We start from the raw sequence: 13,686 nt of genomic DNA on the forward strand, positions 1-13,686 counted from the left end.
AACGGAATCACAAATCCATTTTGCAAGGAATCCCCAGCCGAAGACTTATTTTCCGGCAAAATCGGCAGCTTCGACTGCCCCAAATTCCCACTGCAAATCAGCGACTTGGCAATTCTTCACGGCAGACAAATTTCCTACTCCCATACTCCCTTATTCCCCTACTCCCCTATCCCGAACTTCCCCATCGTTGCCCCGATTTCCTCCTTCACCCAGCGCCTGAAGGCGGCCACCTTGCGGCCTTGGCTGCCGGATGCAGGCGTGACGAGGTAGTAGCCGAGGCCGCTGGCGGCTCGAACCCCGAACGGCGCGACCAGCCGGCCATCGGCAAGCGCGTCGGCTGCGAGCAATTGCCAGGCGAGCATGACGCCCTGGCCTGCGATCGCGGCTTCCAGGCACAAGATAGGGTCGGTGAATGTCGCGCCCGGCTGCGGTCTCACCGGCTTTACGCCTGCGCCCTCGAACCAGCGCTCCCAGCTGAACATCGTATTGGAGTCGCTCAGCACCGATACGTTCGCAAGGTCCTCGACCGAGCGCAGCCTGGCCGCAATGGAAGGTGCGGCGACGGGGAACATCTCCTGCGCGATGAGCAGCTCGGCTTCGACGCCGGGCCAATTGCCGTCACCCATGCGGATCGCAAGGTCGATATCCGAGCGCTCGAGGTGAACAATACGCGTCGAGGCGTCGATCCTCAGCATGATCTCGGGGTGATGCTCGTAGAAGCGGCTGAGGCGGGGCACCATCCACCGAGAGGCGAAAGCCGGCGCGACCGAAATGACCAGCGTGCACAATTGATCCTGCCTTGCCATCGCTACAGCTCCGGCGAGCTCCCCAAAGCCGGCCGACAGCTTCGCCGTGAAGAGAGCGCCGAACTCGGTGGGAACGAGCCCGTTCGACGTACGCGCAAAGATCGGGCGGCCGAGCTGCTTCTCGGTGCGTCCGATCTGTTGGCTCACCGCGCTTGGCGAAACGCCGAGCTCTTCGGCCGCCTTTTGCAGCGAGCCAGTTCGGGCGACGGTTTCGACAGCGCGCAGGCCGGTGAGGTGGACAGTGTTGAGGTTCATTTAGCTTTTCTAAAATGTGGGCGAGGGAATCTGCATTGAATCTTGCGGCGTCGGAGCCAAAACCCGGATCCGTCTCACGAGACGATGAATATGTTGGTAAAGATTATCTCAAGCCTGCTTGGGCTGTCGATCGAGCCTTCCGACGATGACTGCGCGCGCAGGGCCGACTGTCTCCGCGATCCGCTCGCCCATCCGGCCCTTGATGCTATGTCGGAACGCGAGCTGGCCGATCTTTCGTTTAGCAGGAGCTTGCAACCAGACAGAACTGATTGCGGCGCCTAGACGCAAGGCGCGTACTCCTCGGCGCCATCCCCGTCTTCCATCAGCCACTTCAGCTGATCGACCGACTCTACCGGAACCGCCGGTTGCGCCGAACCAGTCCTCCGCTTCGCACGCCAACGCCTCGGAGGTAGGGCTGGCGCGCGGTTCGTGACCTTTTCGTAATCCTCGCATCGCCATTTTTGCCATGATTGACGCGATTGTGCGCGCCGACTGATCGGTTCGGGCGTTTCAAACCCATCGGAAGTGTGACTTTATGCCGGCGACCTCGCGCCCGCCGAGTGCCTTAGAAGGAACGTATCCACGTGTTCGTATCATTCTTTCCAACGCCCCGGCTGTTTTTCCTGTCGGCCGCCGTCTGGAGTCTCGCCGCAATCCTGTTCTGGTTCTTCGGCGGCGAGCAGTTGGGTGCCCTGGTCGGACTGCCGCCCGCTGTTGCCGGCACGCCGCCGATCATCGGTATCTCGGTTTTCTGGTCTGCCCCGTTCCTGTGGTTCTACATCTATTTCTTCTTGGCCGTGGCCGCCTTCTACGGCTTCTGGCGCTGGTACTCGCCGCATCCGTGGCAGCACTGGTCGATCCTGATGACCGCGGTGATCCTGTTCCTGATCTACTTCAACGTGCAGGTCAGCGTTGCGGTCAACACCTGGTACGGTCCGTTCTATGATTACATTCAGGGATTGATGTCGGGGACCATACAGTCGACCGCTGGAGAGTTTTACGCCGGACTAGCTAGCTTTGCTTGGCTGGCGCTCGTCGGAATGAACGTTCAGGTCGTCAACAACTTCCTCGTCCAGCACTGGATCTTCCGCTGGCGTACTGCGATGAACCACTATTTCGTGAGCCATTGGAGCAAGCTGCGCCACATCGAGGGCGCATCGCAGCGCATCCAGGAAGATACGATGCGCTTCTCGCAGATCATGGAGGATCTGGGTTCTTCCTTCGTCGAGTCGCTGATGACCCTGATCGCCTTCCTGCCGGTGCTGATTGCCTTGCAGGCTCACATCTCCGAATTGCCGATCGTGGGCGAGATTCCGCAGCCGCTGGTTATCGCGGCCTTGGCCTGGTGTCTGTTCGGAACGATCTCCGTGATGGTGGCCGGATTGAAGCTGCCGGGCCTGCAATTCCGCAACCAGCGGGTGGAGGCGGCCTATCGCAAGGAACTCGTCTACGGCGAAGATCACGCGGACAGGGCGCAGCCGGCAACGACAGCCGAGTTGTTCAACAACGTGCGCCGTAATTATTTCCGGCTGTATTTCCACTATATTTATTTCAATGTCGTGCGCTATACCTACCTTCAGGCCGACAACATCTTCTCTATGTTGATACTGGGGCCATCGTTTGTGGCGCACAAGATAACATTCGGTGCATTCAGCCAGATATCAAACGCCTTTGGCAGGGTAACCGGGTCGCTCCAGTTCCTCCTCAATTCTTGGTCGACCATCGTCGAGCTGCAGTCGGTCCATAAGCGCCTGCGTGCTTTCGAGGCGACGCTGGAAGGCGCCCCGTTGCCCGATATCGACGAGCGCTTTATGAAGGGCAAGGAGTCCGACGCGGGGGTCAAGCCCATCGAGGCATAGCGAGGGCGGCTCCAGGGCTTGAGATCGAACCGAAGGACCGCGTCAGGCAAAACTGCGCAGCGGCCTTCGGGCGAATCCGATGCGCCGAATAGAGATAGAGCGCCGTAGCGCCGCTCTATCCGCCCGCTTTCAGCGTGGCGGAAAACTGCGGGTTGCGGGCAACGTAGTCGCGGTAGCTCACGCAGGCCACACCTGGTTTGCCGCAAACGTCTTCGGCGAAGCGCTCGAGCGCCCGCCAATACGCGCCGCCGTTCATCAAGGTGAAATGGAAGCCGAGCTCGAGCGGCGTGTGCTTGCCATTATATTCGGACTGGAAGGCCTGCTGGAAGGCTTCGTAGGCGCGGTTCTCGAAAGTGGCGTCCTTGTCGTCGCGCTCGAACCCGCCAGAGTGGCGCACGAACATGTTGTAGTCCATGGCGATGACCGGCCTGCTCTTCGGCCCTTCCGGGATCTGCGGCAGCGCGAAACGAACGAGGCCGGCTTCGGCCGAGGGCTGGCCAGGGCCTCGCGAAACGCCGCTTGCATCATAGGCATAGCCAGAATCGGCAAGCGCCTGATAAAGCTCCTTGCCGGTCGAGAGGTAGGGTGCCCGGAAGCCCCTGATTTCCGTGTCGACGAAATGCCTCCAGCCGTCCGGCTCTCCTTCGATGCCGTTGATTGCGTAGGCGTTCTCCAGGATCCTTCGGAAGGTCTTGAACTCGTCATTCCAGTCGGAGCGGCTCCAGTTCGAGCCGTCGAAATGCCCGCAGGCATGGCTGCCTATGTCATGGCCCTCCGACCGCGCGAGCCAGATCTGTTCGAGGCGCGCCGCCACCTCTTCCTTTGATGTAGCAAACCCGACATTCGATTTGCCGGGCTTCTGGCCGGGCGCCTTGTATTCGCGCTTGTGCTCGGGCGAGAGCAGGTAAACGCAGGAGAGGAAATAGGTGAACGTCGCGCCGGTTCGCTCTGCCAGCGCCCGGCTGCGCTGCCATTGCTCGACATGCTGGGCGCCGTCGAAGGAGATGATCACATATTGGGTCGGCGGAGCGGGAGGTTCGGCAAAGGCCGCAGCTGGAAAAAGCGCGCAGGCAGAGAGCGCCACGGTAAAAACGCGGGAGGCAAGAGGCATCGGATATCGGGGTCTACTGGTTTGAAATAAGACGGCAAATCACTGAGCAGGCTCTGCGAGAGTGCCGCGGGGTTCTTGCGATGCGAACCTGCGACAAACAAGGAATCAGTTCGGGGATTCGTGAGACAGCCATGAATGCCCGCTTAGGGTCGGAATGTGGCCGAGGTTGGATGCACTGGCAAGCCGGCCGCTCCGCGTCCGAGTGGCATGCTGTCAAATCGGACCGCCGCGCCGCTCAGATCCAGCTCTTTGTTTGCACGTCGGATTTGTCCGAAAACCGCTACGCGCTTTTCCCTCCGATGCGCTACCATGCAGTGCTAACGTCGGAGAATCCTGCTTGACATCGGGGTAGTCGTGATGCTCGCGCTCGTTCTAGGTTTGATTGTCTTTCTCGGGATTCACTCGGTCCGCATCGCCGCGCCCGAATGGCGCGACCGGCAGATCGCGGTGATCGGCGAGGGGCCCTGGAAGGGCATCTATTCGCTGATCTCGATCCTCGGCTTTGTCCTCCTTGTCTGGGGATATGCAAGGGGACGGGAGGTTGCGCCGGTCCTCTACGAACCCCCGATCTGGATGAAGCACATTACCGTCGGGTTGATGTTCTTCTCCTTCATTTCGCTGGCGGTGTTCATTTTTCCTGCTGGGCGTCTGAAGCCTGTGCTGAAGCACCCCCTGCTGGTCGCCGTGAAGATCTGGGCTTTCGCCCACCTCCTCGCCAATGGCGATCTGGCCTCTCTGATCCTCTTCCTCGCCGTCCTTGCCTGGGCCGTAGTCGACCGCATTGCCGTCGGCCGGCGCGGCGAAAAGGCGCCGCAGCCGGGGCCGGTCAAATGGGATGTCTTCGCCGTCGCTCTGGGCGCGGTTCTCTACGTCCTGTTTGTGTGGAGACTGCATTTGTGGCTGATCGGCGTGCCGCCGCTCTCCTGATCGTGCAGGTGACCAAGAGGGGCGATTTTCGGGCAACCCCTTCCATGCCGGCAAAATTCAGCTAAAAGGCTCGCTCACGAAATGGGCCAGCGGCCCGCAACCGGTATTTTTCATGTCGGACGACAGTTTCTTCCGCGAGGTCAATGAAGAGCTTCGCCAGGAGCAGGCCAGGGCCCTTTGGGACCGCTATGGCCCGGCCTTCATTGCCTTGGCCGTGATCATAGTGCTGGCGACGGCTGCCTATGTCGGATGGCAGTACTGGAGGGAGACCAGGGCCAGCAAATCCGGCGACGACTTCTCGGCCGCCCTCCAGCTCGCCAATTCAGGCAAGCCTGACGAGGCGCTGAAGGCGCTCGATCAGTTGCAGAAGGAGGGCTATGGCGCGTACCCGCTGCTTGCCCGCATGCGTGCCGCGACGGTGCTTTCCGAAAAAGGCGACTTCGCCGGTTCGGTCAAGGAGTTCGACGAGGTCTCCAACGACACCTCCGTTCCTGAGGCGATCCGCGACATGGCGAGGCTCAGGGCAGCGTTCATCCTCGTCGACAACGGCAGCTACGACGATGTCGCCAAGCGCGTCGAGCCGCTGACCAGCGACACAAACATAATGCGCAATTCCGCGCGCGAGGCGCTCGGCCTCGCAGCGTGGAAGGCCGGCAAGGCCAAGGATGCGCTGCAGCTCTTCGACCAGATTGCTTCCGACGATGGCGCGCCCACCAACCTGCGACAGCGCGCGACGTTGATGTCCGAACTGATCCGCGGTTCGGGCGCAGCGTCCTGATGTCCGGCAATGGCGTTCACCGCAGCAATCATCGGCCGGCCTAACGTCGGCAAGTCCACGCTTTTCAACCGTCTTGCCGGCAGGAAGCTGGCTCTGGTCGACGATACGCCGGGCGTCACCCGCGATCGGCGCGTTCATACCGCGCGTCTGTTCGACCTCGATTTCGAGGTGATCGACACGGCAGGCTTTGAGGATGCCGCCCCGGAGACCTTGCCCGGCCGCATGCGCGTGCAGACCGAAATTGCTATCCGCGATGCCGACATCATCCTTTTCATGGTCGACGCCAAGAGTGGCGTGCTTCCTGATGACAAGACCTTTGCCGAAATCGTGCGGCGCTCCGGCAAGCCGGTCGTCCTCGTCGCTAACAAGGCGGAGGCGAGAGGCGCCGGTGCCGGCCTGCTCGAGGCATGGGAGCTCGGGCTCGGCGAGCCTGTGCCCGTCTCCGCCGAGCACGGCGAAGGGATGAACGACCTCAGGGAGGCGATCATCGCCGCTCTGGGCGACGAACGGGCCTTCGCAGAGGATGACGAGGCTGCGCCGGGCGCGTTCGCCGAGGCGCTGGTGGGCGAGGATGTCGATCCCGACGCGGAGGAAGAGCCGGCTTACGACGATACCAAGCCGCTGCGCATTGCCGTCGTCGGCCGGCCGAATGCCGGCAAGTCGACGCTGATCAATGCGCTGATCGGCGAGGAGCGGCTTCTGACCGGGCCCGAAGCAGGCATCACGCGCGATTCAATTTCGGTCGACTGGGACTGGCGCGGCCGCAGGATAAAGCTCTTTGATACCGCTGGCATGCGCCGCAAGGCGAAGGTTCAGGAGAAGCTCGAGAAGCTCTCGGTTGCCGACGGGTTGCGCGCGGTGCGCTTCGCCGAGGTGGTGATCATCGTGTTCGACGCGACGATCCCCTTCGAGAAACAAGATCTCCAGATTGCCGATCTCGTCATTCGTGAAGGGCGTGCGCCGGTGATCGCCTTCTCGAAATGGGACCTGATCGAGGAGCCGCAGCGGACGCTCGCCGAACTGCGCGAGAAGACCGAACGGCTTTTGCCGCAGGTTCGTGGCGTCCAGGCCGTCACGGTCTCGGCCGAGACGGGTCGCGGCCTCGACAAGCTGATGGACTCGGTGATCCGCACGCATCGGGTCTGGAATCGCCGTGTCTCGACCGGCAAGCTCAACCGGTGGCTCGAGGGAATACTTGCGCATCACCCGCCGCCGGCGGTCGCCGGGCGGCGGCTTAAGGTGAAATACGTCACGCAGGCGAAGACCCGGCCGCCGGGGTTCGTCGTCTCTTGCTCACGGCCGGAAGCCATGCCGCAGAGCTATGTCCGCTATCTCGCGAACAGCCTTCGCGAGGCGTTCGAAATGCCGGGCGTGCCGATCCGCATGGTGCTGCGCGGCTCCGAGAACCCTTACGCTGGGAAAGCGAAAAGCCGGAAATAAACTCGTTTACGGTCATAATCTCGCCCCGCCTTCCGCATTAACGGCGTGTCAAGGTTAATGGACCATTTTTGACCTAGGGATGGGGTCAAAAGTTGCGTCCTGGAGAGGGTATCAGTGCTTCGACGAGTAGACTTGCGGCAGCTCCTTGCCGCGCGCCGAAACGAGCGTTCGCTCCTTCCATGCATCGTCGTAGGATTCGGCATCTGGCTCGGCTTTCCGACCGTCACGGCCTACCAGGACATGCGCAGCCTGGTCTCAGGTGCAGAGACGCCCGGCGCACGTTGGGGGTCCTTCGTCGAGAGCGCGGTTGCAGGCTCAACACACGCTGCTGAAATGCCCTTCACCGATGCAGGCTTGGCGACCGGCACGATCTCCGGTGGCGGGCTCGTCGCCCCGGGCATAGGCACGGTTGCGCTACGCGGAAAGGGCATTGCCGCCGACGCATCGCCGGATGAGGACCGCATCGTGCGCAGTGGCAAGAAGGGACGCCTTGCCAAGGTGATGCTGGTCGCGCCGCCGAAGGCGTTCACCGCTGGCTCGGTCTTCAAGCGCACCTCGATGCTGGTTCAGCCGGGGCTCGACAATGAGCTGAAGATGGCATTCGCGAAGCCCGAGATCAAAGGCAAGGAAATCACCATCGCCGCGGCCTTCCATCCTCGTGAGTTGCCCAAGGCCGACCCGCTGCTGCCACCGGTGCTGCAGGCGCTGGTCAACAACGACAAACCGGACGTGCTGGCGACCGCCTATGCGCCGGCCAAGCCTGACTACGCCAAGACCTCTCCCTTCGAGACGTTGCTCAAGGACGACGATCCGAACAACGGTCGCTTCATCCCGCCGATGGAGGAGGGCGACCATGACTGGGTCTCCCAACCTCTTCCGCCGGGTGTGTTTTCGGCACAGGAGCAACGCTGCCTGGCCGCGGCGGTCTATTTCGAGGCGCGCGGCGAGCCGGTGAAGGGCCAGGCCGCGGTCGCCCAGGTCGTGCTCAATCGCGTGCGCAATCCGACCTATCCGAAGACGATCTGCGGGGTTGTCTATCAGAACGAGAAGTGGCGCAATCGCTGCCAGTTCTCCTTCGCCTGTGACCGCATCAAGGACCGCGTCGAGAGCCCAGAGCACTATGCGATAGCCGAGGAAGTCGCGCTTGCCGTAACCGCCGGCAAGATCTGGTTGCCCGAGGTCGGATCGTCGACTCATTACCATGCGAATTACGTTCGCCCGCGCTGGGCGCGCACCATGGAATTGATGAAGCAAATCGGTCGCCACCTGTTCTATCGCACCTATGGCGGCGGCTGGAGTTGAGCGGAAAGTCGGCGCATCTTGTCGCACTTGTATAAGATATTGAATTAGCGAAGTAATTTGCTGCGATATCAACGCTGCTCAATGGCTTGACGGGCGCAAGCGCCCTAACTATGTTGCGCCCGACTTTGAAGCGGGCAGCGGCCGATCGGCTGGCCCGGGCTGGGAGGTTGCGGTGGCCAAGGACAGTCGGCCAGACGAAACCGGAAAACCCGGCTCGGAACGGATGATTGGAACCGGTGGCGGCGACGAAGACCTGGAGCGCCGCCGGCTTCGGCTCGAAGCCACATTAGCTGAGAGACGGCCGGCAAGTCGCGACGGGAAGGACGCTCAGAATCCATCGTCGAAGAATTCCTTCGGCAACGCGATCAAGCTTTCGAGCGAGTTCGTTGCCGCGATTGTGGTGGGTGTCGGGATCGGCTGGGTTCTGGACTATTGGGCCGGCACCAAGCCTTGGGGACTGATCGTCTTCCTGTTTCTCGGCTTTGCGGCGGGTGTCCTCAACGTGATGCGGTCGGCCGGCATGGTCGCCGAGCACGGGTCGCAGCCGCCGTTCGGGAAGGACGGCTCCAGTTGAACACGGCGCTCCGGCGTCGAAGCGTGACGAGGGGATAGAGCGTGTCGAACGATCCGATCCATCAGTTCCAAATCTCCAAACTGATTCCGATCGAAATCGGCGGCGTCGATTTGTCCTTCACCAATTCATCCGCTTTCATGGCTGCCGCTGCGATCGCGGCCGGCGCCTTCCTGTTCTTCGGCTCGGCCAATCGCGCGCTGGTGCCGACTCGCCTGCAGTCCATGGCCGAAATGAGTTACGAGTTCGTGGCCAATATGCTGCGTGATGCGGCCGGCAGCCACGGCATGCGGTTCTTTCCGTTCGTCTTCTCGCTCTTCATGTTCGTGCTGTTTGGCAACCTGTTCGGGCTCTTCCCCTACTTCTTCACTATCACCAGCCACATCATCGTGACCTTCGCGCTCGCCATGCTGGTGATCGGGACGGTGGTCATCTATGGCTTCGCGAAGCACGGTCTGCGCTTCCTGAAGCTGTTCGTGCCGAGCGGCGTTCCGGGCCTGCTGGTGCCGTTGGTGGTGCTGATCGAGGTGATCTCGTTCCTGTCGAGGCCGGTCAGCCTCTCCGTTCGTCTCTTCGCCAACATGCTCGCTGGCCACATTACGCTGAAAGTGTTCGCCGGCTTCGTGACATCGCTTGCGGCCTTCGGCGCAGTCGGCGTCGCCGGCGCGGTGCTGCCGCTTGCTATGACTGTGGCGCTCACCGCGTTGGAGTTCCTGGTTGCATTCCTGCAAGCCTACGTCTTCGCGGTGCTCACCTGCATGTATCTCAATGACGCGCTCCATCCGTCGCATTGAGTGCGCCTAAAACTGAAATCGCAATCACGAATCTGGTTCAACAAGGAGTTCGACATGGACGTGGAAGCAGCAAAGGCAATCGGTGCGGGCATCGCCTGCCTTGGCATGGGCGGCGCCGGCATGGGCCTCGGCGCAATTTTCGGCAATTACCTGGCGGGCGCGCTGCGCAACCCGTCGGCTGCCGACGGCCAGTTCGGCCGCCTGATTTTCGGCTTCGCCGTCACCGAGGCGCTCGGCATCTTCTCGCTGCTGATCGCGTTGCTGCTGCTCTTCACCTGAGAACAGCTGACGGCTCGAAAGCCACTTCGGCCGCACTGAGCGGCCGACCTTCGTGGACAGGGGAAGCGAGATGTTTGTGACACCGGGATATGCGCACGAAGCCTCTCCGGCGTTGGATCAGTCCACCGCAGTAGAGGGGGCCGAGCACGGCAAGGGGGCTTTTCCGCCCTTCGATCCTTCGCACTACCCTTCGCAGATCCTGTGGCTGGCAATCATCTTCGGCCTCTTCTATTTGTTCCTGAAGCAGGTTGCGGTGCCGCGTGTCGGCTCGATTCTCGATGTTCGCCGCGAGCGCATCGCGCACGACCTCGATCAGGCCGCGAAAATGAAGGAAGAGGCTGACGCCGCCGTTGCGGCCTACGAACAGGAGCTTGCCGAGGCGCGCGCCAAGGCTAATTCCATCGGTCAGGACGCGCGCAACTCGGCCAAGGTCGAAGCTGAGGCCAAGCGCAAGCAAGTCGAGGGTGAGCTCGAGAAGAAGCTCGCCGACGCCGAAGCTCACATAGCGGGGATCAAGTCCTCCGCTCTGGCCGAGGTGAGCAGCATTGCGACGGACACGGCTTCGGTGATCGTCGAGCGCCTGGTCGGCCTCAAGGTCGACAAGGCGACGGTTGCCGCTGCAGTGAAGTCGGTTCGCGAATAGGAGACGGCGATGGACGCGACATTCTGGGCATTGATCGCGCTCGTGATCTTCTTGGGCGTGGTCATCTACTACCGCGTGCCGGGAATGATCGGCAAATCGCTCGACGAGCGTGCCGCCAAGATCCGAAACGAGCTTGATGAGGCCCAGCGGCTGCGCGAAGAGGCGCACCAGTTGCTCGGCGAATACCAGAGAAAGCGCAAGGAAGCCGAGCAGGAAGCAAGCGAGATCATCGCTGCGGCCAAGCGCGAGGCCGAGACATTGGTCGAGGATGCGCACAAGAAGAGCGAAGAATATGTCGCGCGCCGGGCCGCACTCGCCGAGCTGAAGATCAGCCAGGCCGAGCGCGACGCCGTGGCCGAGGTTCGCTCGATCGCGGTTGACGTGGCCACGGAGGCAGCGCGTGCTGTGCTTGCGGGCAAGCTCGACGCGAAGGCAAGCGCGGATCTGTTCAGGGATTCGCTCAAGGCGGTTCAGAGCAAGCTGCAGTAGCTGCCCGACGAGCTGACTGTTTCATGAAGAAGCCGCCGAAAGGCGGCTTTTTTGCGCTCGCAAAGGTGGGCTCTTCTAGCGTCGGACGCCGGTGCTGCCCCTCACCGTTACCCTTTCCTCGCAAAAGACGGGGAGAGGGGGGCTTCAACGTTGGCGCTTAATCCCTGTCTCTGCGAGGCTTTCAAGGGGAGGAGATTGCCCAAACGATGACGCCCCCTCACACCGTCTTTTACCCCGTGTGTTACGGGGAGAGGGTAAGGGTGAGGGGCGGCGCTTGCGTCAAGTGATTGGCGGCACACCCTAGTCCGCGTCGGCCAGCACAATCTCTTCCTGCACGATAATCTCGGCATCTATTCGGAATGGTGAGAAGGTCATGCGGTGTAGCCGCGCGCAGGCGCCTTCGGCCTCGATTGCTGCGCGATGCCGCTCGGTCGCGTAGCCCATGTGGAACTCGAAGCCGTAGCGGGCATGGCGCGAGGCGCACATGCCCATCATTCGGTCGCGCATCACCTTGGCAACGATCGAGGCGGCGGCGATCGAGTGCGAGCGCTGGTCGCCCTTGACGAAGGCTTCGCCGGGGCAGGGCAGGCCCTGCGGCACATCCAGCCCGTCGGTAATGGCAAATGCAGGCGTGATGGCCAGACTGCAGGCCGCGCGCCGCATCGCCTCCAGGCTCGCCTTGCGGATATCGGTGCGGTCGATCGTCTCGGCTGAGCAGGATGCGAACGAGACGGCGAGCGCCTTCTTCAGGATGGCCGCGAACAGGTTCTCGCGTTCTTCTGCCGACAACCTCTTCGAATCGTCGAGTCCCTTGGGGATCCGCTTCGGGTCAAGGATCACTGCCGCTGCGACGACCGGCCCGGCGAGCGGGCCGCGGCCGGCCTCGTCGAGCCCGGCCACCGGCCACTGTCCGCGCTTGATCGCACGCCGCTCGATCGAGAAATCCGGACGGATATCTTCGAGCACAAAAAGGGTTGGAGAATCGGAACGCGGTCGAGCCATAGCGGCAATGCTCGCACCGGCTCCGATTCTCCGCAAGGCCTCCTGGCCCAGGGGCGGTAGGCGGGAGGCGCCGTCGGCCTGAGTGCGGGGCGGGCCGACGGGATTGGAAGAAGGCAGGCGCCTTGGATGCCGGCGCCAGCCAGTCGTTCAGAGCAGCATCAGCTGCTTGCCTGCCTTCTCGGGCGCTACGAACAGGTCTGTCCTGAGCGTCCGTTTCTCGAGATTGAGGCCGAGCCTCTTGGCAGCAAGCTCGAAGCGGCGGCCGATCTGCCAGGCATAGGGGCCGGTGCCCTTCATGCGTTTGCCCCATTCCGAATCATAGTCCTTGCCGTCGCGCATCGAACGGATCAGCGACATCACGTGCCGGTAGCGGTCGGGATAGTGGCGCAGCAGCCAGTCCTTGAAGATCGGTGCAACCTCGAGCGGCAGACGAAGCAGCACGTAACCTGCCTCACGCGCACCGGCGGCCCGAGCCGAATCGAGGATGCGCTCGATCTCGCTGTCATTCAGTCCGGGAATGACCGGGCCGATCATAACCGAGGCAGGCACCCCGGCTTCGTTGAGCGCCTTCATGGCTTCCAGCCGCTTCGTTGGTGTCGAGGCGCGCGGTTCCATGGTTCGCGCCAGCCGCCGGTCGAGCGTGGTCACCGAAAGCGCCACCTTCGCGAGCCCCCGCTCGGCCATGCGCGACAAAATGTCGATGTCGCGCACGACCAGCGCCGACTTGGTCACGATGCCGACAGGGTGACCGCAGGCCTCCAGCACTTCCAGCACCTCGCGCATGATGCGGTACTCTCGCTCGATCGGCTGGTAGGGATCGGTGTTGGTTCCGATCGCGATGGTGCGCGGCTGATAGCCCTCCTTGCCGAGTTCTCTCTCGAGCAGGCGTGCGGCGTCCGGTTTGGCGAAAAGCTTCGATTCGAAATCGAGCCCTGGCGAGAGACCCATATAGCTGTGGGTCGGCCGCGCGAAACAGTAGATGCAGCCATGCTCGCAACCGCGATAAGGGTTGATCGAACGGTCGAAAGAGATGTCGGGAGAATCGTTGCGTGTGATGATGGTGCGTGGTTTCTCGACCTGCACCTCGGTCTTGAACGGCGGCAGCTCCTCGATCGCGCCCCAGCCGTCGTCAAAGACATCGCGCGTGATCGGTTCGAAGCGCCCGGTCGGATTGAGCCCTGCGCCACGCCCCCGGCGGCGCTCTTCGCCGACCCTGATGCCGCTCTCCTCGACAATGGCGTTCGCCAGCGGCGATTTTCCGTTGCCGAAGGCTGCAGCGTCGGCGCGCACGATGTCGGCCATCTTGGCGCGTTCCCAAGGCGTGTCTGCGGTCTGTCGAATCGCTGTTCTCATGAAACTATTCCTATTTTCGGAAGGAGAACAAAGCAAGAACTTTTTCGCTGTCGGGTAGGTGATGGAATTTTGTGCAG

Annotated in this window: 14 protein-coding genes; 10 read left to right on the forward strand and 4 right to left on the reverse strand. The window is 62.2% G+C overall.

The window, feature by feature from the left end:
* Nucleotides 1-158 precede the first annotated feature (158 nt).
* Nucleotides 159-1,061, reverse strand: coding sequence for a LysR substrate-binding domain-containing protein (locus tag SAZ10_RS03520; RefSeq protein WP_318607795.1), 903 nt, complete (start codon nucleotides 1,059-1,061; stop codon nucleotides 159-161).
* A gap of 584 nt (nucleotides 1,062-1,645) precedes the next feature.
* On the opposite strand from SAZ10_RS03520, the gene sbmA reads away from it, so the two are divergent.
* Nucleotides 1,646-2,920 carry a peptide antibiotic transporter SbmA gene (sbmA, locus tag SAZ10_RS03525; protein WP_318607796.1) on the forward strand — a complete coding sequence of 425 codons (1,275 nt, stop codon included), beginning with the start codon at nucleotides 1,646-1,648 and terminating at the stop codon, nucleotides 2,918-2,920.
* A gap of 115 nt (nucleotides 2,921-3,035) precedes the next feature.
* Here the strand turns inward: sbmA and SAZ10_RS03530 are convergent, their stop codons facing one another.
* Nucleotides 3,036-4,031, reverse strand: coding sequence for a polysaccharide deacetylase (locus tag SAZ10_RS03530; protein WP_318607797.1), 996 nt, complete (start codon nucleotides 4,029-4,031; stop codon nucleotides 3,036-3,038).
* A gap of 357 nt (nucleotides 4,032-4,388) precedes the next feature.
* On the opposite strand from SAZ10_RS03530, the gene SAZ10_RS03535 reads away from it, so the two are divergent.
* The 9 genes from SAZ10_RS03535 to SAZ10_RS03575 all read left to right on the forward strand — a co-directional run bounded on the left by SAZ10_RS03535 (nucleotide 4,389) and on the right by SAZ10_RS03575 (nucleotide 11,254).
* Nucleotides 4,389-4,958: an NnrU family protein gene (locus SAZ10_RS03535; RefSeq protein WP_318607798.1), complete on the forward strand. Its 570-nt coding sequence runs from the start codon at nucleotides 4,389-4,391 to the stop codon at nucleotides 4,956-4,958.
* Nucleotides 4,959-5,070: 112 nt separating this feature from the next.
* Nucleotides 5,071-5,736, forward strand: coding sequence for a tetratricopeptide repeat protein (locus tag SAZ10_RS03540; RefSeq protein ID WP_318607799.1), 666 nt, complete (start codon nucleotides 5,071-5,073; stop codon nucleotides 5,734-5,736).
* Between the two features lie 9 nt (nucleotides 5,737-5,745).
* The gene (gene der / locus SAZ10_RS03545; RefSeq protein WP_318607800.1) at nucleotides 5,746-7,176 is read left to right on the forward strand and encodes a ribosome biogenesis GTPase Der; all 1,431 of its coding nucleotides are present in this window, start codon (nucleotides 5,746-5,748) and stop codon (nucleotides 7,174-7,176) included.
* A 114-nt stretch (nucleotides 7,177-7,290) separates the two neighbouring features.
* Entirely contained in the window at nucleotides 7,291-8,478 is a 1,188-nt protein-coding gene (locus tag SAZ10_RS03550; protein WP_318607801.1) for a cell wall hydrolase, read from the forward strand.
* A 172-nt stretch (nucleotides 8,479-8,650) separates the two neighbouring features.
* Entirely contained in the window at nucleotides 8,651-9,052 is a 402-nt protein-coding gene (locus SAZ10_RS03555; RefSeq protein ID WP_318607802.1) for an AtpZ/AtpI family protein, read from the forward strand.
* A 41-nt stretch (nucleotides 9,053-9,093) separates the two neighbouring features.
* Nucleotides 9,094-9,843, forward strand: coding sequence for a F0F1 ATP synthase subunit A (locus SAZ10_RS03560; protein ID WP_318607803.1), 750 nt, complete (start codon nucleotides 9,094-9,096; stop codon nucleotides 9,841-9,843).
* Between the two features lie 54 nt (nucleotides 9,844-9,897).
* Nucleotides 9,898-10,122 carry a F0F1 ATP synthase subunit C gene (locus SAZ10_RS03565; RefSeq protein WP_318607804.1) on the forward strand — a complete coding sequence of 75 codons (225 nt, stop codon included), beginning with the start codon at nucleotides 9,898-9,900 and terminating at the stop codon, nucleotides 10,120-10,122.
* A gap of 70 nt (nucleotides 10,123-10,192) precedes the next feature.
* Nucleotides 10,193-10,765: a F0F1 ATP synthase subunit B gene (locus tag SAZ10_RS03570; protein ID WP_318607805.1), complete on the forward strand. Its 573-nt coding sequence runs from the start codon at nucleotides 10,193-10,195 to the stop codon at nucleotides 10,763-10,765.
* 9 nt (nucleotides 10,766-10,774) lie between these two features.
* A complete protein-coding gene (locus SAZ10_RS03575) occupies nucleotides 10,775-11,254 on the forward strand; it encodes a F0F1 ATP synthase subunit B (protein WP_318607806.1) in 480 nt (159 codons plus the stop codon).
* Nucleotides 11,255-11,554: 300 nt separating this feature from the next.
* Here the strand turns inward: SAZ10_RS03575 and SAZ10_RS03580 are convergent, their stop codons facing one another.
* Nucleotides 11,555-12,256 (reverse strand): ribonuclease HII, encoded by a 702-nt coding sequence (locus tag SAZ10_RS03580; protein ID WP_318607807.1) that lies wholly within the window; start codon nucleotides 12,254-12,256, stop codon nucleotides 11,555-11,557.
* 147 nt (nucleotides 12,257-12,403) lie between these two features.
* A complete protein-coding gene (locus tag SAZ10_RS03585) occupies nucleotides 12,404-13,558 on the reverse strand; it encodes a PA0069 family radical SAM protein (protein ID WP_318608447.1) in 1,155 nt (384 codons plus the stop codon).
* Between the last annotated feature and the right edge of the window lie 128 nt (nucleotides 13,559-13,686).

It is taken from the genome of Mesorhizobium sp. BAC0120, from assembly GCF_033542235.1.
In the GTDB taxonomy this organism is placed as follows: Bacteria; Pseudomonadota; Alphaproteobacteria; order Rhizobiales; family Rhizobiaceae; genus JAWRCU01.